A 24,007-nucleotide genomic window follows, 5' to 3' on the forward strand; every position below is an offset into this window, starting at 1 on the left:
CTATCACTGGAAGACCATTTTGCTGATGATGACGTCATCAAACGGGACGCTCATCTTCAGGCTGCTGAAACGGTCGGCGTAGGCCGCCATCAGCTTGTCGTGCAGCGTATTCACGCTCATTGCGCGCACGTCGTCGTAATCCATGTCGGACAGCAGGCTGACCGTCGCACCGCGTACCGCCGGGATCATGTCCTGTGCTTTACGCGCATTTTCCGCACCTTTGGCCGCCAGGTTCAGCTCCAGCAGCAAATAGCGTTCGGTCTGCCCTTTACCTTTGAGCGTGATCACCACGTTTTTAATTTCCACGAACTCCACGGACTCCTTAGATGAGCTGGAGAACATCCCCGATAAGAAGCTGCTGCCCGTGGCTTCATCCATACGCAGCAAATGCGTGCCCACGACCGTCATACCGGCCGCCAGCATGGCGGTGACGAGCGCGATAATGAGCCCGAAAGAGAGAGTTTTTGCGTTCATAATGTTGTGTGCCTTACACCGTCATCAGGACCGAGTCATCGCTGCGGGAGTCCTGCGCGGTCGATGCATCGGCCGTCAGCTCCGCGCCCGCCTGAATGGCATCGCGCTGCTCGGTGAAAGAGTGTCCTCTGCCCTGCTGCTGTCCACCCGACTGGGAGGACACCTGCACGTTGACCTGGACAAAATTCTGCTCGGTCAGACTCTGGCGGAGGTCGTTACTGGTCTGCTGAAGCGCGCGATAAACGTCGGCGTGGCTGGCGTTGATCTGCACCTGCACGCGGCCGTTATCGACCTGCATCGAAATATCAATTTTGCCCATATCCGGTGGATCGAGTCGGATGGTGGCATGCTGAATCTGCTGCTTAACCTGCACCTGCAAACGCTCACCTAGCGCACTTTGCAGCTGTTCACTCCAGCGGGAAGGCTCGGGATCCATTTTCAGCGTGGCGCTCAGCGTTGCCGCGCTTGAGGTCGTCACAGAAGAAACGCCGTGGCTGCTTTCCAGCGTCGGCGCTGGCGTAACCGGCGCCATCACGGTCATCAGCGTCGGCGACAGCGGCTGCGCGCTCGGCTGTAGGCTGACCGCCGTTTCCGGCGTGGCAATGTTCGTGTTCGTCGCGGCCACGGGCTGCTGCTGCAGCGACGGGGTAAAGCTCATCGCCAGCGTCTGCGGCGCCAGTATCGGCTGTGCGCTAACCCTAAGTGCGTCATCAGCAGGCTGCGCCACGTGGATATAGCTGGGGGCTTGCACCGGCATTTGGCTGGTCATCAGCAGCGTTTCCAGCAGCTGTTGCTGGGCGTCATCTTTCAACAGCGCACCGCTCAGCTGCTGCGTATCGGCGCCGTCTTCATCGTCGTCCAGCGAAAGCGGCTGCGCGCTCACGGCCAGATCGCCCGGCAGCGTCTGCCCGGCCATCATCGAGTCGATCACGTTAAGGAGCGCATCGCTGAAGGCGGTCGGCGTCTGCGCCGTGCCGTTCTCACCCATCGATCCCACCATCGGCTCCGCCTGAGCTGGCAGGCCGGAGCCGTTCAGCGCACCCTGAGAGAGATTCAGAATATCCATCAGCGCATCCCCTCGGCGTCCATAAACTGCGCGTACGCCGTCGCCCCTTCGCGGTTGCGCGCGGCCAGGTTCATTTTGGCGGCCAGCATATCGCTCTGCCCCTGACAGTAGTCACGCGCCTGCTGGTGCACCTTCTTCAGATTGTCCAGCGCCTGGCGTTCTGCTTGCGTCAGCGTGTTGCCCTGCATAGCGGTCAACAGCTCAGCAATCTGGCCGTCAACGTTAGCCACAGAAGGCCAGTTATGATCTTCCGTGGCCTGGCGAAGCGCCTGCGTCAGCGTCTGAATGGCATGTTGCATACTCATGCCGCCTGACCCATTTTTTCCCAGCCGTCCTGAATGTTGCCGAGGATCACTTCCACCTCTTCAATGTGCTCAGCAGAGAGCTGGTTGCTGGCGTCATACAGACGATAGACGCAGTAGTCGTACAAATTCGCCAGGCTCAGCGCCAGTTCGCCACCCTTGTCAAAATCCAGTGAGCTGGTCAGCGCATTGAGGATATCGATGCACTTATTAATGCTCTGCGCCTTTCGCTCGTAGCGACGCGCCGCAATGTGGCTTTTGGCTCTGACCAGTTCATCCATCAGGCCACGAAACAGCATCAGCACCAGCTGGTGCGGGTTGGCGGCGGCGGCCTGAATGGCCAGATCGGATTGTTGATACAGGCCGAAGCCTTCCTGCTCATTCCCGTACATTGAACGTCGGTTCCCTTAAAAAATTAGCTAAACATACTCATGGTGTTATTCATCTGCGTCATGAGCTTCTGCAACTGCGTGAACTGCTTGAGGTAGCGGTTGTAGGCAGACTCATAGCGCGTTTCCATTTTTGCGGTTTTGTTATCGATATCGGTCTGCTGGCGGTCGAGGGTCTCCTGACGCCCTTTCAGCAGCCCGGTAGAGGTGCTGAGGTATTTATCCAGCGACTTGTCCATCGCTTTGATCAGGCCGTCGTTGCCGTTAAAGAACTGCGCCACGGTCTGCGGGTCCTTTTTGAGCTGCTCTTCCATCTTTTCGGCGTCAAAGGAGAATTTGCCGTCTTTATCCGCGGTGATGCCGAACTTGCTCATGTTCTGATCGCCAAACGTGCCGCGCAGCAGATTGCTGAGCTCGGTATTTAACGCGGTAATGTTGGCATCACCGGCGAAAGCACCGCGATCGGAGGAACTGGTGCCGGTAGCGGTCAAGCCTGAGATGGTGTCACGTAAGGTGTTGTAGGCATCCAGGAACGCCTGGACCTGGTTCTTCGTTTCGGTGACGTCGGTGTCAACGCTGATAATCAGCGGCTTGCCGCCTTCGGTGGGGCTGGTCAGCTTGATGGACACGCCGTCAACCAGATCGTCCAGGTCATTGGAGCTGCTGTAATATTTCGCTGACGAGTCGCCCAGAGTGAAGATGGCATCTTTACCCTGGGTGATGACGTCTTGCGTATCAAAGATATTCTGGCCGCTGGTCATACCGCTGGTATCCATCTGGATATCGTATTTCACGCCGCTCTGATCGCTGTTGAGAATCAGCGAAACTTCACCGTTGATGCGCATCAGCGAAGCGGTAATGCCGTTCTGCCCGCTGGCCGTCGAGCTGGCGTTAGAAGCGCTCGGGAAATCGGTTTTGTTAATCTCGGCGGCAAAATCAGACAGGCTGTTAAGACCGTCCATCTCGATTTCGATATCTTCGCCATTCAGGCTGATCTTTAGCGTACCGGTGGCGCTTTTAATGGCGTCATCGTCCAGCCCGCCAAACGACTTCTGCTGCGCGGTGGCCAGCTGTTCCACGTGCAGGCTGTAAGTCCCTTTCCGCGCGCTGGCGCTGGCAGTGACGGTCGCGATGCCTTCCTGATTCAGGGTAGCGGTGTTTTTCAGCACGCTCGCCGTACTGGAGTTCAGCGCGGTAATGGAGCTGCGGAAGGTCGTCATTGCGGTCCGCAGCGAGGCTAGCGCTTTGTTTTGCGCTTCCAGCGACGAGGTTTGTTTAGCGATCGAGTTTTGCAGCGCAAGGATGTCATAGCTCGCCAGTTGGCTCGCCAGTGAGGTCGGGTCAAAATCAGACATAGTAGGTTCTCCAGGCACGCAAGCCACGATCGATATGCAATAGGTTTAGCAACTATTGCGCCAACTTTTAAGTTGTTATTTATCAATAGATTAATAAAAGGCAGGAACAAGGATTTCCGCATTTTCCGGCAGGGGGAAGGAGGGGCCGGATGCAAAAACACCGCCATACAGCGGTGTTTTTTCCTGCATGAATCCGCGAGGGATTAACCCAGCAGGGACATGACCATGCTGGACATGCTGTTGGACTGCTTCAGCATGGACATGCTGGTCTGCGCCAGCAGCTGGTTGCGGGTCATGGTGGACGCTTCGGTTGCGTAGTCAGCATCCTGGATGTTGCTCAGTGCCAGATCGGTGTTGTCTTTCATGTTTGCCAGGTTAGCCGCAGTGTGGCCCAGACGGTTGATGTTGGCACCCAGGGAAGAACGCAGCGTACCGACGTTGCCGATGGCGGTTTCCAGGTCGCTAATCATGCTCTGTGCGCTGTCGAAATCGTCAACGGAACCGCCAGACAGGGTCGTCAGGTCAGTTTTGATTGTCGCCAGGTCAGCTGCCACGTTCACCGTCAGCTTCTCATCAACGGAGGAGCCAATCTGGAAGTTCATGCTAGCAGTGAACTTCGCGCTCGCCGTGGAACCGCTGGCTGGCTCGAACAGGTTCTCACCCGCATACTTGGTGTTGCCCATGATGTTGTTGAGTTCGCTGTTCAGCTCTTTCATTTCAGCAGAGATTGCTGCGCGGTCTTCAGTACCGTTGGTGTCGTTCGCTGCCTGAGTCGCCAGGTCTTTCATGCGGTACATGATGTTGCTCACTTCATCGAACGCGCCTTCCGCCGTCTGCAGCAGAGCAGTCGCGTCAGAGATGTTGCGTTGCGCAACGGTCATACCGTTGGTCTGGCCCTGCAGACGGGTAGCAATCTGCAGACCGGCCGCATCGTCAGCCGCAGAGTTAATACGTTTACCGGTACCCAGACGTTCCATCGCGGTGGACAGCAGGTTGTTGGATTTGTTCATCGCATTGGTGGATGCCATGGAGGATGCGCTGGTAAAAATAGAAAGAGACATAAGGATTCCTTTTTTTCGTCCTGGTGATTCAGATGTTGTAATAACTCAAGACGACACGGCTGAAACAAAGATTAAATCCGCAAACATCGACCGCCTGTTTTTTCAGCATAAAAAATCGCAACACACTGATTTTTATCAGTATAAAAATTAATAAAAATCGCTTCACCTACCCTTAGGCTTATCCTGCGTTGCGCAAACCAGCAATAAAAACGGTTCACGGGGCCTTTTTGATTCTGCCTTAGCAAAAAAATCTCACTTTTTCCTTTTTATTTTCATCACTGACCATTCTTTACATTCCACTTATTTAATAAGCACTATTAACCCTTCACATATTATTACTAGAACATTATTACTGGTATTATCGATTTAAAATAAACCTGTTTTCAGGCGACCATGATTAATTAAAAATTAAGCCCCACTTTATATTTATTTTTTCAGCCCGCGCAAACAATAAACATCCGCATTTAGATCACAGCAATAACACATATAATTCACCAAACGATCACCTAATTAACATTAGTTTTATTTAACGATAGCTGTTAACTTCCCGTAAAACAGACACTGTTTATGCCGCCACTATTGTTAAAAAGCCTGTTGCGCATCACACTTTTATCGCGTAAAAAGGACGCAGGAAAAAATTATTCCTTCCTATTGGCGTATATTACGGACGAAAAATTTTCCCAATACCGGTAATATTGACACCTCATCAGGAAGAAAATAACGTCCTCTTTTATCTCCCGCAGGCACGCGGCATTCATTAAGAATTCTAAATGGAGTTATCAACTCAATCAGATAATCGCTGAGGGTTTCAGGTACTCGCAGGATTATCACGGTATGGCTGGAGTGGTTGAATCCATAACGTATAAATGAATAAACGCTATTGCTCCGTAAACAACTGGCTGGTTGACGTCGCCTCAGGCTCGATTCTCCATTTAACCACCGGGGAACGTAAACGCCTGGGGGAATACCAGCTCAAGCTGCTGGATATCCTGGTTCAGGGCGCGGGGAAAATCTTCACCCGCGAAGAGCTGACGACCCTGGTCTGGGAGCGTCGGGTCATCGGCAATAACAGCCTGCCTAACGCCATCCACGCGCTGCGTACGGCGCTGGAAGACGATGGGAAAAACCAGAGAATTATCAAAACCATTCCGCGCAAAGGCTATCTGCTTGAGGCCGAGTATTGCTGCGTCGTGGAGAAAGATGAAGATGAGGTCAACGAGCCTGAAGAAGCCGTCGATGAGCAGGAAGCACATCTGCCGCTTTCTGGTTCCGAAGAACCTGTCGCCGCATCCAGCCCGCCAGAGGCTGGCGTTGAAGACACCCCGGCCGTGCAGACGGTGGCCCCCCGGGTCCCCCACAAGCGCCGCTATGGCGTCATGCTCTTTGTGCTGGCGCTGCTGATCACCGCCAGCGCAACGGCAGGCTTCTGCTGGCAGCTGTTTGGCGGCTACAGCGAACGTCTGGTCGCGCGTGAAGTTCAGCCCGGGGTATACGGCAATATCCGTATCTATGCGGTTGAGGCAATAGGCGATCCAAGCTATATGTCGACCAATCTATACAGCAAGCTCAAGGACTCGCTGTATGCGCTAAACCAACAGATAAAAATGCAGTCCGCGACGATGAACGTGTACTTTCACAGCAATAACTCATCGTTGAACTACAGCTTCATGGTGAGCAACGGCTGCGACAAAAAGCAGCTATCCATGGCGATTTACCACTGGCGTACCGATACGGTGCAGCTGAACGATCTTATCCTGCGCGAGACCCGGAGAAAGCTCAATGAACTGGCGACATGCAAAGCGAGTTAATCTGCTGATTGTATTGATAATCGCACTGACGGCGCTGGGCGGTCTGGCGTATAGCATGCTGGCGACAACCTCCGCACTCCCCACTGGGCCAGTGACGGGCGGCTTCCAGATGGGGTTTTACGATCTGATGTCGCAGCGTAAAGAGGTTTACAACGTCAATCTGAAAACCACCCGCAACGTGCTGATGGCAACCATCACTAACCCGGACGACAATCGTTTCGTGTTGAAGGGTAAATTCACCCCTACGCAGAAAAAGCAGGGGAGAATCTACTTTAACCTGACGCCCATCTTCTACAGCGCGGAGCAAAAGGGGCTCATGATTGAGGGGCTTGTTGACCAACTGATGTACTCCAACTACTGGATGGAGCCGATCTCACTGAACAACCAATCGCTGGTGGTCGGGCAAAACGGTTCGATTTTCCTCTACCCGATGCCGAAATAACGCGGGCCTATCCCATCATACCCGTCAGTTAAGCTAAATTCGTAGGCCGGATATGCAAAGCACCGTTCGGCCTACTGCGCGCGGATTGCCGGATGGCGGCGTAAACGCCTTATCCGGACTCCCGTTCCTGCTCCTACCAGCACCAGGGCCTATCCCAACAGGTTTTTGACCGTCGCCAGGCGCACGTTGGCCTGCGTTGCCAGCGCCTGCGACAACGCCGTATAGCTGCTGCCGCTGCGCGCCAGCGCCTCACCGAGGCCGCGCGAGGTTTCCAGCGCCTGCTTCGGGCTATAGGTCGTCGCCATGTCGTTTATCCGCGCGCTGACCCGTTCTTGCTGCTGACGCAGACGACTTCGCTGCCCGGTAATATGGTCGAGGGTGTGCTGTAGCTTCACCTGCCCTTCGCGCTCGCGGCGCGTTGACAGCGCCAGCATCTCGTCGCTGCTGGCGCTTTCCGCCTGCGGCGCAAGGAGCGTAAACGCATCCGCCGGATAATGTTTGCCCTCACCACGTACCGTAAGCTGCTGGCTGACCCGCTCCCAGCGGCTTTCGTCAACGCTGAAGGTCAGCTGGCCGCCGGCCTGAGTCGCGTGAATCCCCAACCGCCCGAGCCCCACGTTCAGCTTAATCAACGTCTGGCGCGGCGTCGCGTCTTCCGGCAAGGCAACGGCCACCATCTCACGCTGGCGGCCACCGAGCGAGAACACCAGCGTTTCGCCCCCCGGCTGACTCAGCAGTTTTTCGCTGCCCGGCAGGGTAAAATTGACCGTACTTTTCTGCTCCAGCGACGCCGTCATATGCCGATCGACCGTTCCGCCCGAAAGCTGGGTTCGGCGTGCCAGATGCGTTTGCAGCGCCTGAGCCTGCGCGCTGGCGTCACCGCCGCGCGCGGTGGACTGACGTAGCTGAAGCAGCTGCGTTTCGGTCTTGGCCAGATAGCTATCGGCCTGCTGCACCGCCGTGAGCTGCTGGTTGAGCTGCACGTTATAGCGCATCGGACGGCGCGAAAGCAGCGCCGCCTCGGGAAATGCGCTGCTTCTGGAAACGGCGTCAGGGGCGCTGACGCGGCCAACGCTGTGCGGAGCGTCAATACCGCCGCGCCCGGCGCTTGCCGGGGCGGAGGTGGTCAGAGAGGCTGTTTTTAAACCAACTTGCATAACCGATTACAACATGCTGAAGAGATTAAGCTGGCTGACCATGCTGTACGCCTTATTGGTGATCTGCATTGATGTCATGTACAGCTGAAGATTGATGGTGGTTGTGGCCGAGTCCGCTGCGTTAAGGTCGGTTTCCACCTGCGCATTCGACAGGCTAACGTCGGTGTGCGCATCGCCAATCAGCGTCAGGCGATTCTGACGGCCGCCAAGATCGGTAAACAGCGCGCCCAGGCTATCGCTGGTCGTTTGGGTCATACCGATCATCGCCGAAATATCATCCTGATAATCCGCATAGTTCATATTCGGATCCTGCATATTCTGGCTCAACTCTTTCAGCATATTCAGCATTTTGAGATCGTCGCCAGCGCCGGAAAATGCCTGCGCAACATGGGTGTTTTCCGTAATGGCCACGCCGTTGGCCACCAGAGTTTCACGCGATTGATCGTTCCCGCCAAAAACGTACTGACCGTCCACCAGCTCAACGGCCTTCGTGCCGGTCATGGTGCCGGAAAACAGATAGCTGCCGTTCTCATTTTTGCTATTCATTGTCGCGACCAGTGAGTCCAGCATCGACTCCAGCTCGGCGCCGTAGCTCGCCAGATCTTTCTGGCTCAGCGTACTGTTGTTCGCCAGCTTGAGCTTATCGCTTACCGCCAGCACCTGATTGCTCATTGCCGTAATGTGCGATTCCTGCACCGACAGCGCGCCGCTCAGGCTTGTGATATTGCTTTGATACTGCTTAATTGCCGACTGTTCGCGGCTCAGCTGCACCAGGCGGCTAGCCGCCACCGGGTCATCTGACGGGACGTTGACGCGCTTTTGCGTCGACAGCTGTTCCATCAGTTTGGCGACGCGATTGCCGTTTACGCCGAGCTGCGCCAGCATGGCGTTAGAATTGTTAAGACCGCTAATACGCATGGGTTAGTGCTCCTGATGGCGTTTAGAAAATACCGAGCAGATCGCTGAAGACCTGGTTCCCTGCGGCGATCACCTTCATGTTCGCCTGATAGGCCTGCATATAAACCTGCAGATTGATCGCCTCTTCATCCTGGTTTACCGCACTCAGGTTATCGCGCTGCGTCTGGGCTTCTGCGCTGACCGACGTCGCCGCTTCCATCTCTGTCTGGCTCTGTTTGCTGGCAATACCGATGGTGGAAATAATCGCCGCCGCGCCTTCGCTCAGGCTCATATTGCCGAGCCCCGGTATATCGGTTTTTTCGTTTTTCAGTTCGATCAGCGCGTTAAGGTTGTCGCCGTTACCCGGCTCCAGCGGATCGCCGGACAGCGCCAGCTCGTCCGGCGAGAGATCGTTAACCTGAAGCATCCCGGCCGGGTTTGACGGATCGAAGGTAAACAGCGGTTTACCGCTCTGCCCATTCAGATCGAAGCCATCAGCCAACTGATTGTTAAACATGTCGGCCACGGCGGATGCCATCCCCTGAACGGCGTCACTCATCTGCTTTAGCGTGCCCACTTCGTAATCGTAAAGCGCGCCCAGTTGGCCACCGGCCGACGGGTTGAGCGAAAATTCGCTGGTCGAGAACTTCAGCGTCAGCGTTGAGTTGCCGTTGCCGTCCGTGCCAACGCTCAGCTGACCGGCGGTTTTGCCGCTGACCAGCGGCTGACCGTTGCTCAGCGCCACGGTGTAGCCGCTGCTGTCGTCGCTCACCTTCACGTCCGCCAGCGAGCTCAGCTGTTTCACCAGCTCATCGCGCTGATCGCGCAGCACGCTACTGTTGCCGCCGGTCGCATCCATCTCAACAATTTTCTTGTTGTAGTCGGCAATACCGCCGCTCAGCGTGTTGATCTGATCGACCATCGCCCCGCGCTGGGTGCCGATTGACGTTTTCTGGCTGGAGATAAAGTCGTTCATGCTGTTGAAGCGGGTCGCCAGGGAATTGGCCTGGTTCAGCAGCTGCTGGCGCAGCGCCTGAGACTCCGGCTGCTGCGTCAGCGCGCTCATGGCGCTGACAAATTCATCCAGACCGGCACCAAGACTGGTGGAGTCCGTACCGATCACCTTTTCCAGCGCGCCAATATACTGGTTGCCCATGCTGTAGTAGTTGGCCTTGGTATTGGTCTGCCACACTTGATTAACCAGATACTGGCTGGAGATACGGCGAATGCTATCCACCTGCACGCCGCTGCCGGGCGAAATGCCGGCTTCGCCCATTGGGCCAACGGCGCTCTGAATAATGCCCTGACGGCTATAGCCGGAGGTCAGATAGTTAGCCGTGTTCATCGACGTTACGTTCATGCCCAACTGGGCCGCCTGTAGACCACTATAGGCGATATTAATCATACTCATGGCTTACTCCTGCCCTTCGGGTCACGGGAACGACGGGCGTATTAAGTTCTTGCGGTTGCCCCTGTAAAGCGGCCACCTGCGCGTCATTCTTAAGCGGTACCGCGGTTTGCGGCGTCAGTTGGTTTATGATCATCTGCGCGATACCGGTGCTGCGCTGAGAGGCCAGCTCGGACGCCATCTTGTCATCATAAAAATCACGCATCATGCGCTGCTGCTTACTGTTAAACGGGTTATCTTCTCCCAGCACGTCAGCGGCTTTACGCATCTGCGACAGCATCGATTTCAGCATCAGCGCTTCAAACTGTTCGGCCGCCTGCTCAAGATTCTGCGGCTTTACCTGCCCGGTCATATCGCCGGGCAGAATTGCGGTCTGGCGGTTAATGGCATCCAGCATTACATCACCACCAGTTCAGCATCCAGCGCGCCCGCTTCATGCAGCGCCTGCAAAATGGCCATGGTGTCATCCGGCGCGGCGCCCAGGCTGTTTAAGGTATTCACAATGCTGCGCAGGCTGGTACCGGCAGAAATGGTCACCATCTGGCCGCGACCGCGATTAACGCTGACGTCGCTCTCCGGCGTGACCACCGTCTGGCCCTGGCCGAATGCGTTCGGCTGGCTGACGTTGGAAGACTCGCGAATAGTGACCGTCAGGTTGCCGTGGGAGACCGCAGCGGCGCGCACGATCACGCCATCGCCAATCACCACCGTGCCGGTGCGGGCGTTAAACACCACGCGCGGCGGCTGCTTACCGGCGTTAATCTGCACGTCTTCCAGCGCCGACATAAAGGCGACGCGCGCACCGGCGCCCATCGGCGCGCGTACCGCGACGTTGGTCGCGCTCTGCGCCGTCGCCGTGCCCGAGCCAAAGGCGTTATTCAGCGCCACGGCAACGGTGTTGGCGGTTTTAAAGCTTGGCCGTTTGAGGTTAAGCATCACCATCGGCTCCTGCTGGAAGTCACTGGCGATTTCACGCTCAACGGAACCGCCGTTCGGCACGCGGCCTACGGTCGGGGTGTTAATCGTCACGCTGGAACCGCTGTTGCCCTCGGCCTTCACGCCGCCGACCACCACGTTCCCCTGCGCTAACGCGTACACTTCGCCATCGGCGCCGCGCAGTTGGGTGAGCAGCAGCGTACCGCCGCGCAGGCTTTTGGCATCGCCGATTGACGAGACGGTCACGTCAATACTCTGACCGAGGGAGTAGCCCGGCGGTAGCGTGGCGCTGATCGCCACCGCTGCCACGTTCTTCACCTTCGGATCGATTTTGGCCGGCAGCTGCACGCCGAACTGGCGCAGCATATTGGTGACCGATTGACTGGTGAACTTCACCTGGTTTTTATCACCGGTACCGTCAAGGCCGACCACCAGGCTGTAGCCAATCAGCTGGTTGCCGCGTACGCCCTGGATATCCACCACGTCACGCAGCGGCTGCGCCACGGCGCCCGCGCTGAAAAGACACAGCAAAAAGAGGATCCGTTTCAACATTATGGCCTCCGTCAGATAGGGAACAGCGGGTGGTTGAAGAAGCGCACCAGCCAGCCAGCGGCGTTGGCATCGCTCAACGCGCCGCGCCCGGCGTAGGAGATGCGCGCGTTGGCAATGCGCTGCGACGATACCGAGTTATCGCGCTCAATATCATCAGCGCGCACCAGCCCGGTGACGCGCATATACTCGTCGCCCTGGTTGAGGGTGAGCCACTTTTCACCGCGAATCGCCAGCACGCCGTTAGGCAGCACTTTATAGACCGCCACGGTGATCGCGCCGCGCAGGCTGTTTTGCTGCTGCGACGTGGCGCTGCCGTTGAAGTTACGGTTGCCGTCTACTGAACCAGAGAGCTTATCGACCGAGTGGCCGAAGGCTTCCGGCACCCCAAGGGAGACATCGTTCTTCTTGCCGAAGTTGGTCCGCGCCTGCTTGCTGGCCTGCGTGGATTCGTCCAGCTTCACGGTCAGAATGTCACCCACGCGATAGGCGCGGCGATCCTGAATCAGCGACCAGTTATAGCCACTGTTGTAGACGCCGCCGCTGCGTACTTTGGTTTCCGGCATGGCAAAATCTTCCGGCGGCGCATACGCCGCGTCGTCTTTGTGCACCAGCAATGCCGGGCTTTCACAGCCCGACAGCATCAGTGCCAGCAAAACGACTACTACCTGCTTTTTCATTGCGTTCTCTTTACTGCCCTGCCGTTACATCGACTGCGTGACAAACTTCAGCATGTCGTCTGCGGCAGAGACCATTTTGGCGTTCATTTCATAGGCGCGCTGTACGGTGATCATGTCGACCATCTCTTCAACGACCTGCACGTTTGAGCCTTCCAGCGACCCCTGCTCCAGCTGGCCAAACGCCTCTTCACCCGGCACGCCCTCTACCGCTTCACCGCTGGCGGCGGTTTCGAGATACAGGTTGCCGCCGATGGCTTCCAGGCCGGCCGGATTGACGAAATTCACCAGCGTTAGCTGGCCCAGCTCAACCGGATCGGCCTCGCCCGCAACGGTGGCAGTAATGGTGCCGTCTTTGCCAATCTGGATATCTTTGACGTTGTCCGGCAGCTCAATCTGCGGGATCAGCGGCAGGCCCTGCGCGTTGGTCAGCACGCCTTCCGGCGTTTTTTGCAGGTTGCCGGCGCGGGTATAGGCGATATCGCCGTTGGCAGTCTCGACCTGGAAAAAGCCCTGTCCGGAAATGGCAACGTCAAGGCTCTGCCCGGTGTTCTGAATGCTGCCAACGGTGAACTCTTTCTGGGTGCCGACAATCTTGACCCCGGTACCGTACTGAATACCGGTCGGGGAGACGTTGTTCTGATCGAGCTGGCCGCCCGGCGTACGCTGGTTCTGATAGAACAGATCGGCGAACATCGCACGGTCGCGTTTAAAACTGGTGGTGTTAACGTTCGCCAGGTTGTTGGAGATGGCGGTCATTTTGGCGTCCTGCGCCGCTAAACCAGTTTTACTAATCCATAAAGCGGGATTCATCTGTATTCCTTAATTCGTCTTCTTAGGTGCCGCGAATCAGGCGGTTGCCTGCGGTTGCCAAATCTTCTGCAGCCTTCATCATCTTGATCTGCGCTTCGAACTGACGGTTGAGCGCAATGCTGGAAACCATCTCACCGATAGCCGACACGTTGGCCGCCTCCAGATGTCCGGCGGCCACCGTGACGTCTTCATCACGGGGGGTGAACGCGGCGTTGCTGACCAGAAAACCGGCGTCGTTCTTACTGAGCTGGCTGGCCGGAATATTCACCAGCTTGACGCGGTCAACCTCCATCGGCGCGGCAATGTCGCCGTCTTCCGGGACAATGGTGATGACCCCATCCTCGGCAATCGACACGGAAGAGAACGGCGGCAGCACGATAGGGCCATTGTCGCCCTCCAGCGGCAGGCCGCTTACCGACAACTCGCCGTCGGCGTTGACGTCAATCTGGCCGTTACGGGTGTAGACCTCACGCGGGCCGCTGCGTAGCGCAATCAGCCCGTCGCCTTTGACGGCAATGTCCAGATCGCGGCCGGTTTCCCGTACCGCGCCCGGCGCTAAATCCACGCCGCCCTGGGTAGGCTGCGCCAGATAGCGGGAGGCATACCCCTCGCCGCTGACCTGCTGGGTCAGCGCCTTATCGAGATCGCTGCGAAAGCCCTGGGTATTGACGTTTGCCAGGTTGTTAGCGTGAATCTCCTGCTGCGACAGGCTGCGCGAGGCGCCGCTGACCGCAGTGAAAAGTAGGCGATCCATCGATTACACCGCCTGGAACAGCGCGCTCATCATGCTGTCGTTGGTGCTGATAACTTTGGTGTTCGCCTGGTAGTTGCGCTGGGCGGTCATCAGCCCCACCAGCTCAGAGGTCAGGTCGACGTTGGAAGATTCCAGCGCGCCGGACACGATGGAGCCCAGCAGACCGGAACCCGGCGTGCCGGTCAGCGGTGTGCCGGAACTGGCGGTTTGCGCCCAGGTGGTGCCGTCCTGCGATTGCAGACCGTTCGGGTTGGTAAAGTTCGCCAGCACCAGCTGACCTTGCAGCAGGCGCTCACCGTTGGAGAAGGTGGCGTAAACGCTGCCGTCTTCGTCAATCGCCTGGCCGGTACGCTCGCCGGAAGCATAGCCGTCGCCTTTATTTTTACTGACCGAGAAGTCGGAGCCGTACTGCGTGGTGCCGCTGTAGCTCATGTCCAGAGTAATCGCGTCAGCGCCCGCAATATCGGCGGTCAGGGCAACCGAGCCGCTCGGGTCCGTCAGAATACCCTGGCTGTTGAACGTCAGGTTTTGCACCTGATTCACACCACCGCTGGTCACCGGCTGATCGTCCATGTAGTAGTGCACTTGCCATTCGTTCTCGCCGGTTTTGACGAAGTACTGGTTCAGCGTGTGTTCACGGCCCAGCGAATCATAAACCTGCGTGGTGTAGGAGTTGTTGTAGGAGGTATTGTCTTTATAGTCGAACGGCGAGGTGGCCGGGACTTCCGCTCGCGCATCAATATTGGCGGTAAAGTCGATGCTCTCGGTGGCTTTTGCCGGAATGGAACCGCTGCTGATGGTCAGGTTGCTGATGGAACCCACCTGCAGCGTGCCGCTGGCGTCGACCGGATAGCCCTGAAGGTACATGCCCAGGTTATTCACCAGGTTGCCGTTGCTATCGGTACCGAAGTAGCCCGCACGGGTATAGGCGGTCGTCCCCGCGCTATCGCGAACCATAAAGAAACCGTTGCCGTTAATCGCCAGATCCAGCGCGGTGCCGGTAGAGGTGATGCTGCCCCCTTTGGTGATGCTCTGGGTCACGGCAGAGACGCCCACGCCCAGCGGCTGGCTTTCGGCGTACAGCGCGGAAAACTCAGCGCGGCCGGACTTAAAGCCCACGGTGCCGGAGTTGGCAATGTTGTTCGAGATAGCGTTCAGCTGTTCGGTAACGGCATTCAGACCGGAAGTTGCAATACTAAAGCTCATAATCGTTCCTGTTTAATTCGCTGCCTGATTCACTTCAGGCTGTATTTTTTGCGGTGGTGCCAAACTGGGTAATGTTGTTGTAGGCAATCTCGCCCAGACCGTTGATGTTCAGTACGGTCGAGCTGCCGTCGAGCGGAATGCGCACGTTGCTGACCACGCCGCCGACTTCAATCGGCACGTTCTCTTCGCCGGTATCGGTCACCACGCTCAGGGTGTATTTCCCCTCGCTCAGGCCCAGTTCTTCCGGGTCGATGGTAAAGTCCACCTGGCCCGCTTCCTGTTTGCCCAGCTCAATCTTGTGCTCCACGCCGGCAGAGTCTTTCACGATCACCGTCACCACGTTGGCGGCGTGCTCCAGGGTCAGACGGCCGTCGAGGACCGTTTCGCCGTCGCTTTCAATCGAGCCGGTCTGCACCATCACGTGCTGCCCGACCAGATTGCCGGTGGTGAGCGTCTGCAGGTTGTCCATCAGCACGGAGCTGTTGGCCATCAGCTGCGACATGGTTTCCATCGACTGCACCTGGGTGAGCTGCGCCAGCTGGCTGACGTACTCGGTGCCGTCAGTGGGGTTCAGCGGATCCTGATTCTGGATCTGCGCCACCAGCAGCTGCATAAACATGGTATTCATGCCGGAAGCGGTATTGCTGCTGACGACGCCGTCCGTACTGCTGGACGCGCGGCTGTCGGTGTAGGCGCTATCTACGTTCATCGTTATGCTTCTCCCAGTCGCAGCAGGCTTTGCTGCATGCTTTTAACGCTGTTCAGCACGTCGACGTTGGTTTCAAAACCACGCGACGCGGACATCATGTCGGCCATCTCTTCCACCACGTTGACGTCCGGGTAGTAGACGTAACCGTCGGTGCTGGCCATCGGGTTATGTGGCTCGTAACGCTGTACCGCACTGCCGGTTTCGATAACGTCCATCACCTGCACGCGCGCGCCGGTCAGCGCGCGGCTTTGCATCAACTCATCATTTTTATAAACCGCTGCAAAAACCGGGCGGCGCGCTTTATAGGTGCCGTCTTCGGTCGCAGAGGCGGTTTCCGCGTTAGCGAGGTTACTGGCGATGGTGTTAAGACGAACGGTTTGCGCCGTCATCGCCGATCCCGACACGCGATAGATATCCGAAAAAGCCATAATCCGTGGTTACCTGCGTTGGTTTACTTACCTTCAATGGCCTGCTTGAGGCCAGTGAACTTCATGTTTAAAAAAGCCAGGCTCATCTGATAGTCCTGGGTGTTCTTCGCAAACTCTGCCTGCTCAACGTTCAGCGACACGGTGTTCCCGTCCGAAGCGGGTTGATAGGGCACGCGATACATCTCCTGCGCTGTCGTCTGCTGAGAAAAACTCGACCGCGAGCGTTGCATCTCAGAGGCAAAATCAATATCTTTAGCCTGGAAGTTGGGGGTATCGACGTTTGCCAGATTGGCTGACAGCAACTCTGCTCGGGAAAGTCGAAGTGCTACAGCCTGTGGATGAACGCCCAATGCTTTGTCAAAAGTAATACTCACAATTCACACCCTCGTGAAACTAAAACCTGCTCGATCTGCGCTTTCGTATAGCAATTTTCATGCCAAGGTTTTAACTACATGATTTATAATATTTTTATTCATTTATTTCGCGCAGGTGTGAAACGGGATTTCCGCTTCCTCGCGGGCTTTTTCCTGCTGGCGCTGGCGAGCAGTGCGCCCGCCTCCGCCGCCGAACGTCCCACCAGCGCCCGCAAGCAAATTTACGTCGCCGTCCAGCTCCACGCGGCCGACATCGTTCGCCAGGAAGCCAAACGCCGTCAGTGGCCTGAATATCAGGCGAAGATGAACCTGTTTATTCCTGCGGAAGCCTCGCAGTACGCAACCTGTCGCCAGGAACCGGCGGTTTCTCTGCCCGGCGGCGACCGTCTCGACCTCAACCGCCTGCGTTTTGACGTCCGCTGCGCCGATGCCAGCGGCTGGGATATTGCCGTCACCGTCAAACCGGATATCTATCTGCCGGTCATCGTCGCCGACAGCGCCCTCGATCGCGGCCAGGTGATCACCGCCGACCGTATCGCCATCCGCAAATTCAACATCAGCAGCACCCGCGGCGACTACCTGACCAAACCAGAAGACGTTATCGGGATGACCGTCAAACGCCGCGTGCGCGATCGCCAGCCGATTATGCTCAGCCAGTTGGATTCGCCGACGCTGGTTGACCGCGGCCAGCGGGTCATGATGGTGGCGTCACAAAACGGCGTGGAGGCCCGTACCATGGGTGAAGCCATGAAGAAGGGTCGCAAAGGCGAGATGATTAAGGTGAAAAATGAGAGCAGCGGGCGCGTGGTCAGCGCCATCGTCGCCGATATCGGCGTGGTGAACATGGTGTACGCCAGCGGGCAGTAAAAAACTTCCTCTTCCGTTTAAGTTACCGGCCCCGCAGGCCGCTCTTTACTGACAACGGCGCAGGAAGTCCTGCTTCCGCAGGGCAAGGCTCATACGCAACCACAATAAACAATCAAAACGAGGGCGAAGCGATGAAAGTTAGCGCGACACAGTACAACCTGACCACCGCAATCAATAAAGCAAGCAGCGCGGAACAAACCCGCACCGTGGCGCAGGAAGGCTCCAGCGTGACGCGCAGCGCCGCCATCGATCCCGTACTGGGCGATGCACAAACCCAGCTGAGCACGCTGCCGGAAGTGGACATGGCGCGCGTGGCCGAAATGAAAGAGGCCATCAGCAGCGGCAAAATCAGCGTTAACGTTGATGCGCTGACTGACGCAATGCAGAAGTATTTTCAGAGGTAATTTATGACTCACGCAGCCCAGCGCGTTAAAGCACTGATTCAGGACATGACCGAGGACCGCAAGCGCTACCCCGCCCTGGCCGCCCTTCTTGAGAAGCAGCGCCACCATATTGTGGCACGCGACGCCGCGTCGTTGGACGCGGTTAACGAGCAGATTATGGCGCTGTACCAGCAGCTGTCGAAAAGCAGCCAGCAGCGCTACCAGCATCTGAACGGTCTGGGCATCGATCCCAACACCGAAGGCATGAAAACGCTGATCGCCCGCCTCCCCGTCACCCATCAGCCTTCCGTTTCTGCCCTCTGGCAAGGGCTGCAGCAGCAGGCCGCCGACTGCCAGATTGCCAACGACTACAACGGCGCGTTGATGAATATGCAGCAGGAGATTCTGGGGAATGTGCTGAATGCCAGCGCGCCGGAGAATTGGCTGTACCAGCAGGGGTAGGATCGTTGTCTGGCAAATTCGCCTTGCCAGACAACGAATGCAGATCTAAAGCTGAAGCCATTCCAGCTTACGCAGCAGTTTCCTGGCACCGCGAAAGTTCAAGTGATGCGCATCGGAATAATCCTCTGGCTCAAAATCCCGATCTTCGGACATGTCGATAAAAAACACGGATTCATTATCGGCAATAGCGCTCAGGAACGCTTTCGTCTGCTGCCGCATCTCCTTATGGAACAATGCGTTGTACTGCGGAGTAAAGGGCTGAATAACGAAATAAATATGCCCTTGAGCGACGCTCACCTGCTCAACCATCTGCTGGATGATGAGCTTATTGTATTCGGCGACCCCTTCACGATCATAAAACTGGGCAAAATAGTCAGCCTCACGACGCGCCAGAGCCTGACTATAATGGGAAGTGGTAGTGATTTTTTTTTCTGGTTTTAATGAGACGTGCGGGCGTAACCCCGCAATTTCACGCTTTGCTGCCCATGCAACAATATCAATATTGAGCAAATCAACGATCGGTTCACGCGCGTAATGAAAGGCGAACCGTTTATACGCTGATTGTCGACGGTAATCATACGGAATACTATTTTCATTAAAAAAACAGGAAGCCAAATGAAAATAGCTATTGGCCCCTTTTGAGAGCTCATGAAAGAGTTCGAAAAAGCCTGTCACGATGACGAAATCTCGCACATTGCACGCAGTAATGCAGTGCTCGACCAACGTTTTATTGTACGTTGCATCACCGCTCGCAATCGATAGATTCACCGAGTTATTCAATAGCGCATCGTGCATGCCGTAATATGCAAAAGACGAACCGAGGATCGCCTTATTAAATTGAGGATGGCTGTTCAGCTTTTGCAGATTGTTATTGAGGATCCCGACCATATCAATATGCTGACGGATAACGCCGAGAAAACCGTCAAGATGACCAGCGCATGCAGCCGCCGCTTCAATGTTGATAAGCCCAAGTCCATTTTCGCTGCCCACGTGGCGCTCACCCTGATTGTCCACCAGCAGTACTGGACGAGATAACGGCGACACAGCCAATAAGTCTTCCGCCGCGCCCTCATCGGTGTAGATAACCCGCGCACAGCGCAGGGATTCCTTATCCAGAATACCCTCTATCAGCGCCACATTTTGCCGAGTACCAACATAAACAAAATCCCATGGTCGACGTTGTACCATCCATTGCCAGAAGGTCGACAAATATTCTGAAAAAGAGATTATCTCACTATCAGTCGCCTCTTTTTCAGCGGTGATAATTAACTGCTCGATAAAATCAATCGCAGGTTTTCCCTCAGGAATAAAGTGCTGGTACAGCAGAACGCATTGTTTAATGGCATCAATAACCGCATCATCCTTTTTTCTGGATAGCGTTAACGCCAGATTTTTAATTTCGATCAGGAAAGCCAGTTCATCAGCAATCGCCGGGTTTTGCCCCATCGTATTATTCACTCCAGGCATTAACGGTTCAGAAACGCGATGGCCGTATTACGCGCAATAGGTTCATTACTAAAAAAATCAACGCCATCAAAAAGGTAGTGATGGATATACTTTTTCAACCTTTCATAATCGAATGTTTTATAGAAACAATGGCCGATCGCCGTGACCGGTTTATGCAGTAATAACCCTTCAAGGCCTACCGTCGAGTTAATCGTCACAACCTCTTCAGATTGCTTGATAAGTTCAGTCGTCAGTTCATTTGATAACATAAAGCCCAGCGTTTGTTGGAGCCGCACGATATGTTGCACCTCCTCGCGCTTTGGCTCAGCCGGGTGAATCTTGACCACCACGTGGTAGCCCCTTTGTTCTGCAAGATGTAACGCATATCGAATCACATCTTCATTTTTAAAGTCGGAATACAGCCACAGCTGCGCATCAGTTGAAACCTGGAGCGGAACAAAAAGATACGGTATCCCGGTATTGAGAACCTTATGCTGAGAACTTGCCTCAATAACGTCTGCCAGCGCGTTTCCCAGAGCCTGGCGTGGCGGTCGCGACTTAAAGGTATGGTAATGCGCCATCCAGGATTGATGCATACCCTCATCCACCGCCGGGTAACGATCGAGAATCTCCGGCGTCATTGCCAGCCGGGAATGCGCGTTGGTACCTTCAGGGTCGACAAAAATCTTGTCCGGTAGATTCGCCAGCTCTACAAACTGCGTGGGGATCGACGTCATCTCACAGAATGCTTTCGCCGCTTTTGCGCCAATTCCGCAGCCACTGCACATCACAACACGCGAAATCGTTGCGGGGTCAAACTGACTAATGAACACGAAGCATGACATCAGTACTTGCCAGCACACCTCTCGTTCACCGCCACCCACAACATACTCAAAGCACTCCTCGAGCGATTTTCCAAGCCGTTTGGCCAGCCGAGGACTGGATTGTCGAAACGCCGCCTCGACGGGCGCTGAAGTGAAAATCGGAATCTGAATAACCTGACACTGAGGAAGCTGATGCTTCACGAATTCGCAGATCGGCCGATCCCGGGAAACAAAGATCGCGTCTTTTTGCTTCTGTTCCGGCAGGGCGTTAACAATACGAGAGAAGAACTGAGCGTAGTTGATCCCCTCAATCAAAAACATGACCATGGCGAACCTATCAGGTTGTTACGTTCAAAGGCGAGGACGATAGATGCCGGAATGCCCCGGCATCGTGACGCATGGCATTACAACAATGCTAAACCACAGAGCAGGCTATAGTCGGAAGAGGTTCCCTCTTCCGCCGTCAGCGGGTTCTGCTGTTGCCAGCCGCGCAGCGCGCTAACCAGCAGCGCCACGTCGTCCTGGGTCAGCTCACCCTGCTCGGCGCGAATAGCGCACAGCATTTTGATGTGGAAGAACTGGCGCGCCAGACCCAGCAGCGCTTCGCCGTAATTGGTGCAGCCTACGCCGGGGAAAATATCGCTATACAGCTGATAAATAAGAATATTGCGCAGAGTATGCGGCTGATGATTAAACAGCGTAAGCGTGGACCAGGCCGCATCCAGCATCTGCTGACGCTCTGCCAGTCGGGCAGGCTGCATGATCGACAGCTCGCTCAGCTTCAACGTCATCCCCATTTTCTCAACCATCGGCAGGTTCAGATTCAGGCGCATCGTGCCCATCGCTTTTAACGCCGCAATACGATTTTCCGCGATCGGCGGCAGCATCGCGAACTGCTGCGCCAGTACGCCTTGTTCCGCCAGCGTAGCCAGCTGCTCGCCCAGGCTCACCAGCAGCGCCGGGTCGCTTTCCCCGCAGTCATGATGCTGCTGCGCTTTGCTCAGCAGCACGCCAATGGCGTACAGGCTGACGTCCAGCGTCAACGCCGGATGCACCGCCAGGTTGATGCACTGTTGGTTAAGCACCTCGCTCCACGCGCTCAGCAGATCATCACTCTGCGGCGCAGCCTGCGCAGTGTGCAGAATGAAGGCTTCCGGGTTGAACAACATCTCTTTGGCCGCCGTTTCACAGCCGATATCCAGCGTCTCGCGCTGCTGATTTTTCAGCTTCACGCTAATGTGCGGCCACGCTTCCTCAGCCTGCTGACAGGCAGGACAGTCGCAGGGCGTTTCTCGCGCATCAAAACGCGAAACAAATTCAGGGTGATAATGTTCAATCAGTTCCATGTTCATTCTCTTTCACGGGCACAGTTTCCCGATGCTTACGGAAAAACCAGTGGGTGCAGTCAATCGGTTCGCCGGTGGCAGGATCCGAATGACGCTGTAAGAAGGCGAAACTTGGGCTAAAGCCCAGCCATAGCGATGGCTGGCTCATCAGGGTGGTCCAGCAGCTATCAAGGCTGGCAGGGTGTGTCGTCTTATCCTGATAGGCGTCCAGCAGCGTGTCGTAGTAATTCGCATTCACCGCGTAGGCGCACGCGCAGCCTGCGTTATAGATTCGCGCCACCCCTTGTAAAGACTGGGTTGGCCGGAAGCTGTCATAGCGGCCGCCGAGCAGCAGCACCTGCCAGTCCAGCTGATCCAGGCCATTAAGCAGCTTGTTGATGTTGTTGACCGCATTTTCCTTCCTGACGAACTGCAGTTCGGCATCCAGTAGCGCCACGTTCCGCCAGCCCTGCCGTTTCGCCTGCGCGATGACCTGAACGTGGGTCTGGCGTTCATCAGCCACTTTCGCCACCGGCCAGATTTGGCCGGCCTGCACGCCTAGCGCCAGCAGCGCCTCACAGCGTGAGGACAGCGCTGATGCCTGCAGTGGATCGTAAAGAACGGCCACCTTCTCAAACACCGACCAGTTCACCTGCGCATTAAGCGGCGCGGTACTCAGACGGCGATAGTGCGCCAGCAGATTGGCATCGCTGACAAAATCATCGAGCGTCAGGTCCACGGCCGTAGAGGTGTCCAGGATGTAGTCTTTGTCGTAGGTATTGCTGCTGTGCGAAATGCACAGGATGGCCCGCTGCGGATCAAGCTGCTGAACCGGCGTCGTAAACCCTTTGAGAAAACCGTCCTCTTCCGCTCGGCTGGCATCATCGTCATAGCGGTGTGTTTTCAGCAGACTACGGTGATAACCAAACGTGCCGTTCAGCGCGTGACATTGGCCGAACGGGTGCGTCAGGTAAATTTTGTCCAGATGGCTATACCAGATATAGATCTGGTCACTGCCGGAGAAGGGCGCGCGGTTGGCCTGCATCTGCGCCACCTGATAAGAAATTTTATCCGGCGCATAGTAGTCATCGTCATCAAAGCAGATGATGTATTCGCCTTTCGCCAGCGCATTGAGCCGATTGCGCTTATTGCCCAGCGTCAGGCGCGCCGGGCTGTGGATATAGCGCACGTTCGGCGTCGCCGGATCGCTCATCATCTCAACAAGATCGGCATTACTGCTTGCGGAGTCATCGAGAATAATCAGCTCGCGCCGGTCCGCCGGATAGTCCTGGTATTGCCAGATATAGAGCAGATAGGGCAGAAACTCGCGGCGGTTGTAGGTCGGGCAGACGACGCTGACAAACGGCGTTGTCTGCGGCCGCGGACGCTGCTGGCGAGCAATCAGCGCGGACATCAGGTTCGTTTTATTCGCGGTTTTCATCACAATTATCGCTGCCGTGCCGCGGCCTGCTGCTGGCGTAGCCAGCACTGGGCAGAAACCGCATCCGTCATTTTTTGCTCCCGACGGTTGAGCTCCATCCGGCGGTCGCTGCGTTTAGCATCCAGCACCAGCTCAAGGCTTTTCTCGCGCTTTGCCTCAGCCAGCAGGTTGCCCTGAATTTTATTGGCTTCAAGCGTTGCCAGCGCCTGCTCTTGTTTCTGCCAGTCGATAACACGCTGAATATTATGTTTATATTTCGACTGATTGATCATCATGACGGCGCTGTTCACGCTCTGCGACGCCAGCCCGGAGGCCAGCGAGGTCAGCGCATCTATATTCTTCTCAAAGCGTTGGCAGACCTGCTTTTGCGACGCCAGCTTCGCGCTAAGATCGTCCACCGCGCGGGTGCGCATCAGGTGAAGCTGTTCCAGCGTAGAAATCAGTTTGCTCATCG

28 protein-coding genes are annotated in these 24,007 nt (G+C 56.1%); 5 read left to right on the top strand and 23 right to left on the bottom strand.

Annotated features, from left to right (window positions below):
* Positions 1 to 3: 3 nt before the first annotated feature.
* From V6942_RS12275 to V6942_RS12300, 6 genes are all read right to left on the bottom strand, one after another.
* Entirely contained in the window at positions 4 to 474 is a 471-nt protein-coding gene (locus tag V6942_RS12275) for a flagellar basal body-associated FliL family protein (protein WP_106924911.1), read from the bottom strand.
* Positions 475 to 487: 13 nt separating this feature from the next.
* Entirely contained in the window at positions 488 to 1,540 is a 1,053-nt protein-coding gene (locus tag V6942_RS12280; protein ID WP_227673936.1) for a flagellar hook-length control protein FliK, read from the bottom strand.
* Complete coding sequence (locus V6942_RS12285; RefSeq protein ID WP_106924910.1) at positions 1,540 to 1,845, bottom strand: hypothetical protein; 306 nt, start codon at positions 1,843 to 1,845, stop codon at positions 1,540 to 1,542. Before V6942_RS12285 ends, V6942_RS12280 begins: the two co-directional genes overlap by 1 nt.
* Entirely contained in the window at positions 1,842 to 2,234 is a 393-nt protein-coding gene (gene fliS / locus V6942_RS12290; protein ID WP_106924909.1) for a flagellar export chaperone FliS, read from the bottom strand. The genes V6942_RS12285 and fliS overlap by 4 nt, the downstream gene beginning before the upstream one ends.
* Positions 2,235 to 2,257: 23 nt before the next feature.
* Positions 2,258 to 3,586, bottom strand: coding sequence for a flagellar filament capping protein FliD (gene fliD, locus V6942_RS12295; RefSeq protein WP_106924908.1), 1,329 nt, complete (start codon positions 3,584 to 3,586; stop codon positions 2,258 to 2,260).
* 203 nt (positions 3,587 to 3,789) lie between these two features.
* Entirely contained in the window at positions 3,790 to 4,647 is an 858-nt protein-coding gene (locus V6942_RS12300) for a flagellin (RefSeq protein ID WP_106924907.1), read from the bottom strand.
* A gap of 866 nt (positions 4,648 to 5,513) precedes the next feature.
* Between V6942_RS12300 and V6942_RS12305 the strand changes: the two genes are divergently transcribed.
* Together V6942_RS12305 and V6942_RS12310 are read left to right on the top strand one after the other, a co-directional pair.
* On the top strand, positions 5,514 to 6,455 hold the full coding sequence (locus tag V6942_RS12305; RefSeq protein ID WP_333501300.1) for a transcriptional regulator: 942 nt from the start codon (positions 5,514 to 5,516) through the stop codon (positions 6,453 to 6,455).
* Positions 6,427 to 6,897, top strand: a complete 471-nt coding sequence (locus V6942_RS12310; RefSeq protein ID WP_182929794.1) for a hypothetical protein — start codon at positions 6,427 to 6,429, stop codon at positions 6,895 to 6,897. Before V6942_RS12305 ends, V6942_RS12310 begins: the two co-directional genes overlap by 29 nt.
* 149 nt (positions 6,898 to 7,046) lie before the next feature.
* On the opposite strand, the gene V6942_RS12315 is transcribed toward V6942_RS12310, so the two are convergent.
* Genes V6942_RS12315 through flgB form a run of 12 tightly spaced genes read right to left on the bottom strand, consistent with a single transcriptional unit; the run spans position 7,047 to position 16,805 of the window.
* Positions 7,047 to 8,054, bottom strand: a complete 1,008-nt coding sequence (locus tag V6942_RS12315) for a hypothetical protein (RefSeq protein ID WP_106924904.1) — start codon at positions 8,052 to 8,054, stop codon at positions 7,047 to 7,049.
* Positions 8,055 to 8,060: 6 nt separating this feature from the next.
* Positions 8,061 to 8,972: a flagellar hook-associated protein FlgL gene (gene flgL / locus V6942_RS12320; protein ID WP_106924903.1), complete on the bottom strand. Its 912-nt coding sequence runs from the start codon at positions 8,970 to 8,972 to the stop codon at positions 8,061 to 8,063.
* Positions 8,973 to 8,994: 22 nt separating this feature from the next.
* Positions 8,995 to 10,362, bottom strand: a complete 1,368-nt coding sequence (flgK, locus tag V6942_RS12325) for a flagellar hook-associated protein FlgK (RefSeq protein WP_106924902.1) — start codon at positions 10,360 to 10,362, stop codon at positions 8,995 to 8,997.
* Complete coding sequence (locus V6942_RS12330; protein ID WP_182929792.1) at positions 10,349 to 10,756, bottom strand: rod-binding protein; 408 nt, start codon at positions 10,754 to 10,756, stop codon at positions 10,349 to 10,351. Before V6942_RS12330 ends, flgK begins: the two co-directional genes overlap by 14 nt.
* On the bottom strand, positions 10,756 to 11,847 hold the full coding sequence (locus V6942_RS12335; RefSeq protein ID WP_106924900.1) for a flagellar basal body P-ring protein FlgI: 1,092 nt from the start codon (positions 11,845 to 11,847) through the stop codon (positions 10,756 to 10,758). Before V6942_RS12335 ends, V6942_RS12330 begins: the two co-directional genes overlap by 1 nt.
* Positions 11,848 to 11,858: 11 nt before the next feature.
* Positions 11,859 to 12,524 (bottom strand): flagellar basal body L-ring protein FlgH, encoded by a 666-nt coding sequence (gene flgH / locus V6942_RS12340; protein ID WP_182966703.1) that lies wholly within the window; start codon positions 12,522 to 12,524, stop codon positions 11,859 to 11,861.
* A gap of 24 nt (positions 12,525 to 12,548) precedes the next feature.
* Positions 12,549 to 13,334: a flagellar basal-body rod protein FlgG gene (gene flgG / locus V6942_RS12345; RefSeq protein WP_106924898.1), complete on the bottom strand. Its 786-nt coding sequence runs from the start codon at positions 13,332 to 13,334 to the stop codon at positions 12,549 to 12,551.
* A 22-nt stretch (positions 13,335 to 13,356) separates the two neighbouring features.
* Positions 13,357 to 14,088 carry a flagellar basal body rod protein FlgF gene (locus V6942_RS12350; protein ID WP_106924897.1) on the bottom strand — a complete coding sequence of 244 codons (732 nt, stop codon included), beginning with the start codon at positions 14,086 to 14,088 and terminating at the stop codon, positions 13,357 to 13,359.
* Between the two features lie 3 nt (positions 14,089 to 14,091).
* On the bottom strand, positions 14,092 to 15,294 hold the full coding sequence (flgE, locus tag V6942_RS12355) for a flagellar hook protein FlgE (protein ID WP_106924896.1): 1,203 nt from the start codon (positions 15,292 to 15,294) through the stop codon (positions 14,092 to 14,094).
* 34 nt (positions 15,295 to 15,328) lie between these two features.
* The gene (gene flgD / locus V6942_RS12360; protein ID WP_106924895.1) at positions 15,329 to 16,003 is read right to left on the bottom strand and encodes a flagellar hook assembly protein FlgD; all 675 of its coding nucleotides are present in this window, start codon (positions 16,001 to 16,003) and stop codon (positions 15,329 to 15,331) included.
* Between the two features lie 2 nt (positions 16,004 to 16,005).
* Positions 16,006 to 16,431, bottom strand: coding sequence for a flagellar basal body rod protein FlgC (gene flgC, locus V6942_RS12365; RefSeq protein WP_106924894.1), 426 nt, complete (start codon positions 16,429 to 16,431; stop codon positions 16,006 to 16,008).
* 23 nt (positions 16,432 to 16,454) lie between these two features.
* Positions 16,455 to 16,805, bottom strand: a complete 351-nt coding sequence (gene flgB, locus V6942_RS12370; RefSeq protein WP_333501301.1) for a flagellar basal body rod protein FlgB — start codon at positions 16,803 to 16,805, stop codon at positions 16,455 to 16,457.
* 78 nt (positions 16,806 to 16,883) lie between these two features.
* On the opposite strand from flgB, the gene flgA reads away from it, so the two are divergent.
* The 3 genes from flgA to V6942_RS12385 all read left to right on the top strand — a co-directional run bounded on the left by flgA (position 16,884) and on the right by V6942_RS12385 (position 18,517).
* On the top strand, positions 16,884 to 17,672 hold the full coding sequence (gene flgA, locus V6942_RS12375; RefSeq protein WP_333501302.1) for a flagellar basal body P-ring formation chaperone FlgA: 789 nt from the start codon (positions 16,884 to 16,886) through the stop codon (positions 17,670 to 17,672).
* Between the two features lie 104 nt (positions 17,673 to 17,776).
* Positions 17,777 to 18,076, top strand: coding sequence for a flagellar biosynthesis anti-sigma factor FlgM (gene flgM, locus V6942_RS12380; protein ID WP_223878915.1), 300 nt, complete (start codon positions 17,777 to 17,779; stop codon positions 18,074 to 18,076).
* Positions 18,077 to 18,079: 3 nt separating this feature from the next.
* The gene (locus tag V6942_RS12385) at positions 18,080 to 18,517 is read left to right on the top strand and encodes a flagellar protein FlgN (protein ID WP_106924890.1); all 438 of its coding nucleotides are present in this window, start codon (positions 18,080 to 18,082) and stop codon (positions 18,515 to 18,517) included.
* A gap of 45 nt (positions 18,518 to 18,562) precedes the next feature.
* Here V6942_RS12385 and V6942_RS12390 read toward each other — a convergent pair whose 3' ends face one another.
* From V6942_RS12390 to fliJ, 5 genes are all read right to left on the bottom strand, one after another.
* A complete protein-coding gene (locus tag V6942_RS12390) occupies positions 18,563 to 19,963 on the bottom strand; it encodes a hypothetical protein (RefSeq protein ID WP_333501303.1) in 1,401 nt (466 codons plus the stop codon).
* Between the two features lie 20 nt (positions 19,964 to 19,983).
* A complete protein-coding gene (locus V6942_RS12395) occupies positions 19,984 to 21,114 on the bottom strand; it encodes a hypothetical protein (protein WP_106924888.1) in 1,131 nt (376 codons plus the stop codon).
* A 77-nt stretch (positions 21,115 to 21,191) separates the two neighbouring features.
* Positions 21,192 to 22,133, bottom strand: coding sequence for a hypothetical protein (locus V6942_RS12400; RefSeq protein ID WP_106924887.1), 942 nt, complete (start codon positions 22,131 to 22,133; stop codon positions 21,192 to 21,194).
* Positions 22,120 to 23,553 carry a glycosyltransferase family 2 protein gene (locus V6942_RS12405; RefSeq protein ID WP_223878912.1) on the bottom strand — a complete coding sequence of 478 codons (1,434 nt, stop codon included), beginning with the start codon at positions 23,551 to 23,553 and terminating at the stop codon, positions 22,120 to 22,122. Before V6942_RS12405 ends, V6942_RS12400 begins: the two co-directional genes overlap by 14 nt.
* A gap of 5 nt (positions 23,554 to 23,558) precedes the next feature.
* Positions 23,559 to 24,005 carry a flagellar export protein FliJ gene (gene fliJ, locus V6942_RS12410; RefSeq protein WP_106924886.1) on the bottom strand — a complete coding sequence of 149 codons (447 nt, stop codon included), beginning with the start codon at positions 24,003 to 24,005 and terminating at the stop codon, positions 23,559 to 23,561.
* Positions 24,006 to 24,007: the final 2 nt, after the last annotated feature.

The organism is Kluyvera genomosp. 2, assembly GCF_036759865.1.
GTDB classification, from domain to species: domain Bacteria; phylum Pseudomonadota; class Gammaproteobacteria; order Enterobacterales; family Enterobacteriaceae; genus Kluyvera; species Kluyvera ascorbata_B.

What these genes read in the sequence shown, in the direction of transcription:
- V6942_RS12350 (WP_106924897.1), bottom strand. Translation starts at nt 14,088, where the DNA reads ATGGATCGCCTACTTTTCACTGCGGTCAGCGGCGCCTCGCGCAGCCTG.
- flgE (WP_106924896.1), bottom strand. Translation starts at nt 15,294, where the DNA reads ATGAGCTTTAGTATTGCAACTTCCGGTCTGAATGCCGTTACCGAACAG.
- V6942_RS12395 (WP_106924888.1), bottom strand. Translation starts at nt 21,114, where the DNA reads ATGGTCATGTTTTTGATTGAGGGGATCAACTACGCTCAGTTCTTCTCT.
- fliD (WP_106924908.1), bottom strand. Translation starts at nt 3,586, where the DNA reads ATGTCTGATTTTGACCCGACCTCACTGGCGAGCCAACTGGCGAGCTAT.
- flgK (WP_106924902.1), bottom strand. Translation starts at nt 10,362, where the DNA reads ATGAGTATGATTAATATCGCCTATAGTGGTCTACAGGCGGCCCAGTTG.
- flgC (WP_106924894.1), bottom strand. Translation starts at nt 16,431, where the DNA reads ATGGCTTTTTCGGATATCTATCGCGTGTCGGGATCGGCGATGACGGCG.
- V6942_RS12400 (WP_106924887.1), bottom strand. Translation starts at nt 22,133, where the DNA reads ATGGAACTGATTGAACATTATCACCCTGAATTTGTTTCGCGTTTTGAT.
- V6942_RS12310 (WP_182929794.1), top strand. Translation starts at nt 6,427, where the DNA reads ATGAACTGGCGACATGCAAAGCGAGTTAATCTGCTGATTGTATTGATA.
- fliJ (WP_106924886.1), bottom strand. Translation starts at nt 24,005, where the DNA reads ATGAGCAAACTGATTTCTACGCTGGAACAGCTTCACCTGATGCGCACC.
- V6942_RS12315 (WP_106924904.1), bottom strand. Translation starts at nt 8,054, where the DNA reads ATGCAAGTTGGTTTAAAAACAGCCTCTCTGACCACCTCCGCCCCGGCA.
- V6942_RS12280 (WP_227673936.1), bottom strand. Translation starts at nt 1,540, where the DNA reads ATGGATATTCTGAATCTCTCTCAGGGTGCGCTGAACGGCTCCGGCCTG.
- flgH (WP_182966703.1), bottom strand. Translation starts at nt 12,524, where the DNA reads ATGAAAAAGCAGGTAGTAGTCGTTTTGCTGGCACTGATGCTGTCGGGC.
- V6942_RS12305 (WP_333501300.1), top strand. Translation starts at nt 5,514, where the DNA reads ATGAATAAACGCTATTGCTCCGTAAACAACTGGCTGGTTGACGTCGCC.
- V6942_RS12390 (WP_333501303.1), bottom strand. Translation starts at nt 19,963, where the DNA reads ATGGGGCAAAACCCGGCGATTGCTGATGAACTGGCTTTCCTGATCGAA.
- flgG (WP_106924898.1), bottom strand. Translation starts at nt 13,334, where the DNA reads ATGAATCCCGCTTTATGGATTAGTAAAACTGGTTTAGCGGCGCAGGAC.
- V6942_RS12335 (WP_106924900.1), bottom strand. Translation starts at nt 11,847, where the DNA reads ATGTTGAAACGGATCCTCTTTTTGCTGTGTCTTTTCAGCGCGGGCGCC.
- flgL (WP_106924903.1), bottom strand. Translation starts at nt 8,972, where the DNA reads ATGCGTATTAGCGGTCTTAACAATTCTAACGCCATGCTGGCGCAGCTC.
- V6942_RS12330 (WP_182929792.1), bottom strand. Translation starts at nt 10,756, where the DNA reads ATGCTGGATGCCATTAACCGCCAGACCGCAATTCTGCCCGGCGATATG.
- flgD (WP_106924895.1), bottom strand. Translation starts at nt 16,003, where the DNA reads ATGAACGTAGATAGCGCCTACACCGACAGCCGCGCGTCCAGCAGTACG.
- V6942_RS12405 (WP_223878912.1), bottom strand. Translation starts at nt 23,553, where the DNA reads ATGAAAACCGCGAATAAAACGAACCTGATGTCCGCGCTGATTGCTCGC.
- V6942_RS12300 (WP_106924907.1), bottom strand. Translation starts at nt 4,647, where the DNA reads ATGTCTCTTTCTATTTTTACCAGCGCATCCTCCATGGCATCCACCAAT.
- V6942_RS12385 (WP_106924890.1), top strand. Translation starts at nt 18,080, where the DNA reads ATGACTCACGCAGCCCAGCGCGTTAAAGCACTGATTCAGGACATGACC.
- V6942_RS12285 (WP_106924910.1), bottom strand. Translation starts at nt 1,845, where the DNA reads ATGAGTATGCAACATGCCATTCAGACGCTGACGCAGGCGCTTCGCCAG.
- flgA (WP_333501302.1), top strand. Translation starts at nt 16,884, where the DNA reads ATGATTTATAATATTTTTATTCATTTATTTCGCGCAGGTGTGAAACGG.
- V6942_RS12275 (WP_106924911.1), bottom strand. Translation starts at nt 474, where the DNA reads ATGAACGCAAAAACTCTCTCTTTCGGGCTCATTATCGCGCTCGTCACC.
- fliS (WP_106924909.1), bottom strand. Translation starts at nt 2,234, where the DNA reads ATGTACGGGAATGAGCAGGAAGGCTTCGGCCTGTATCAACAATCCGAT.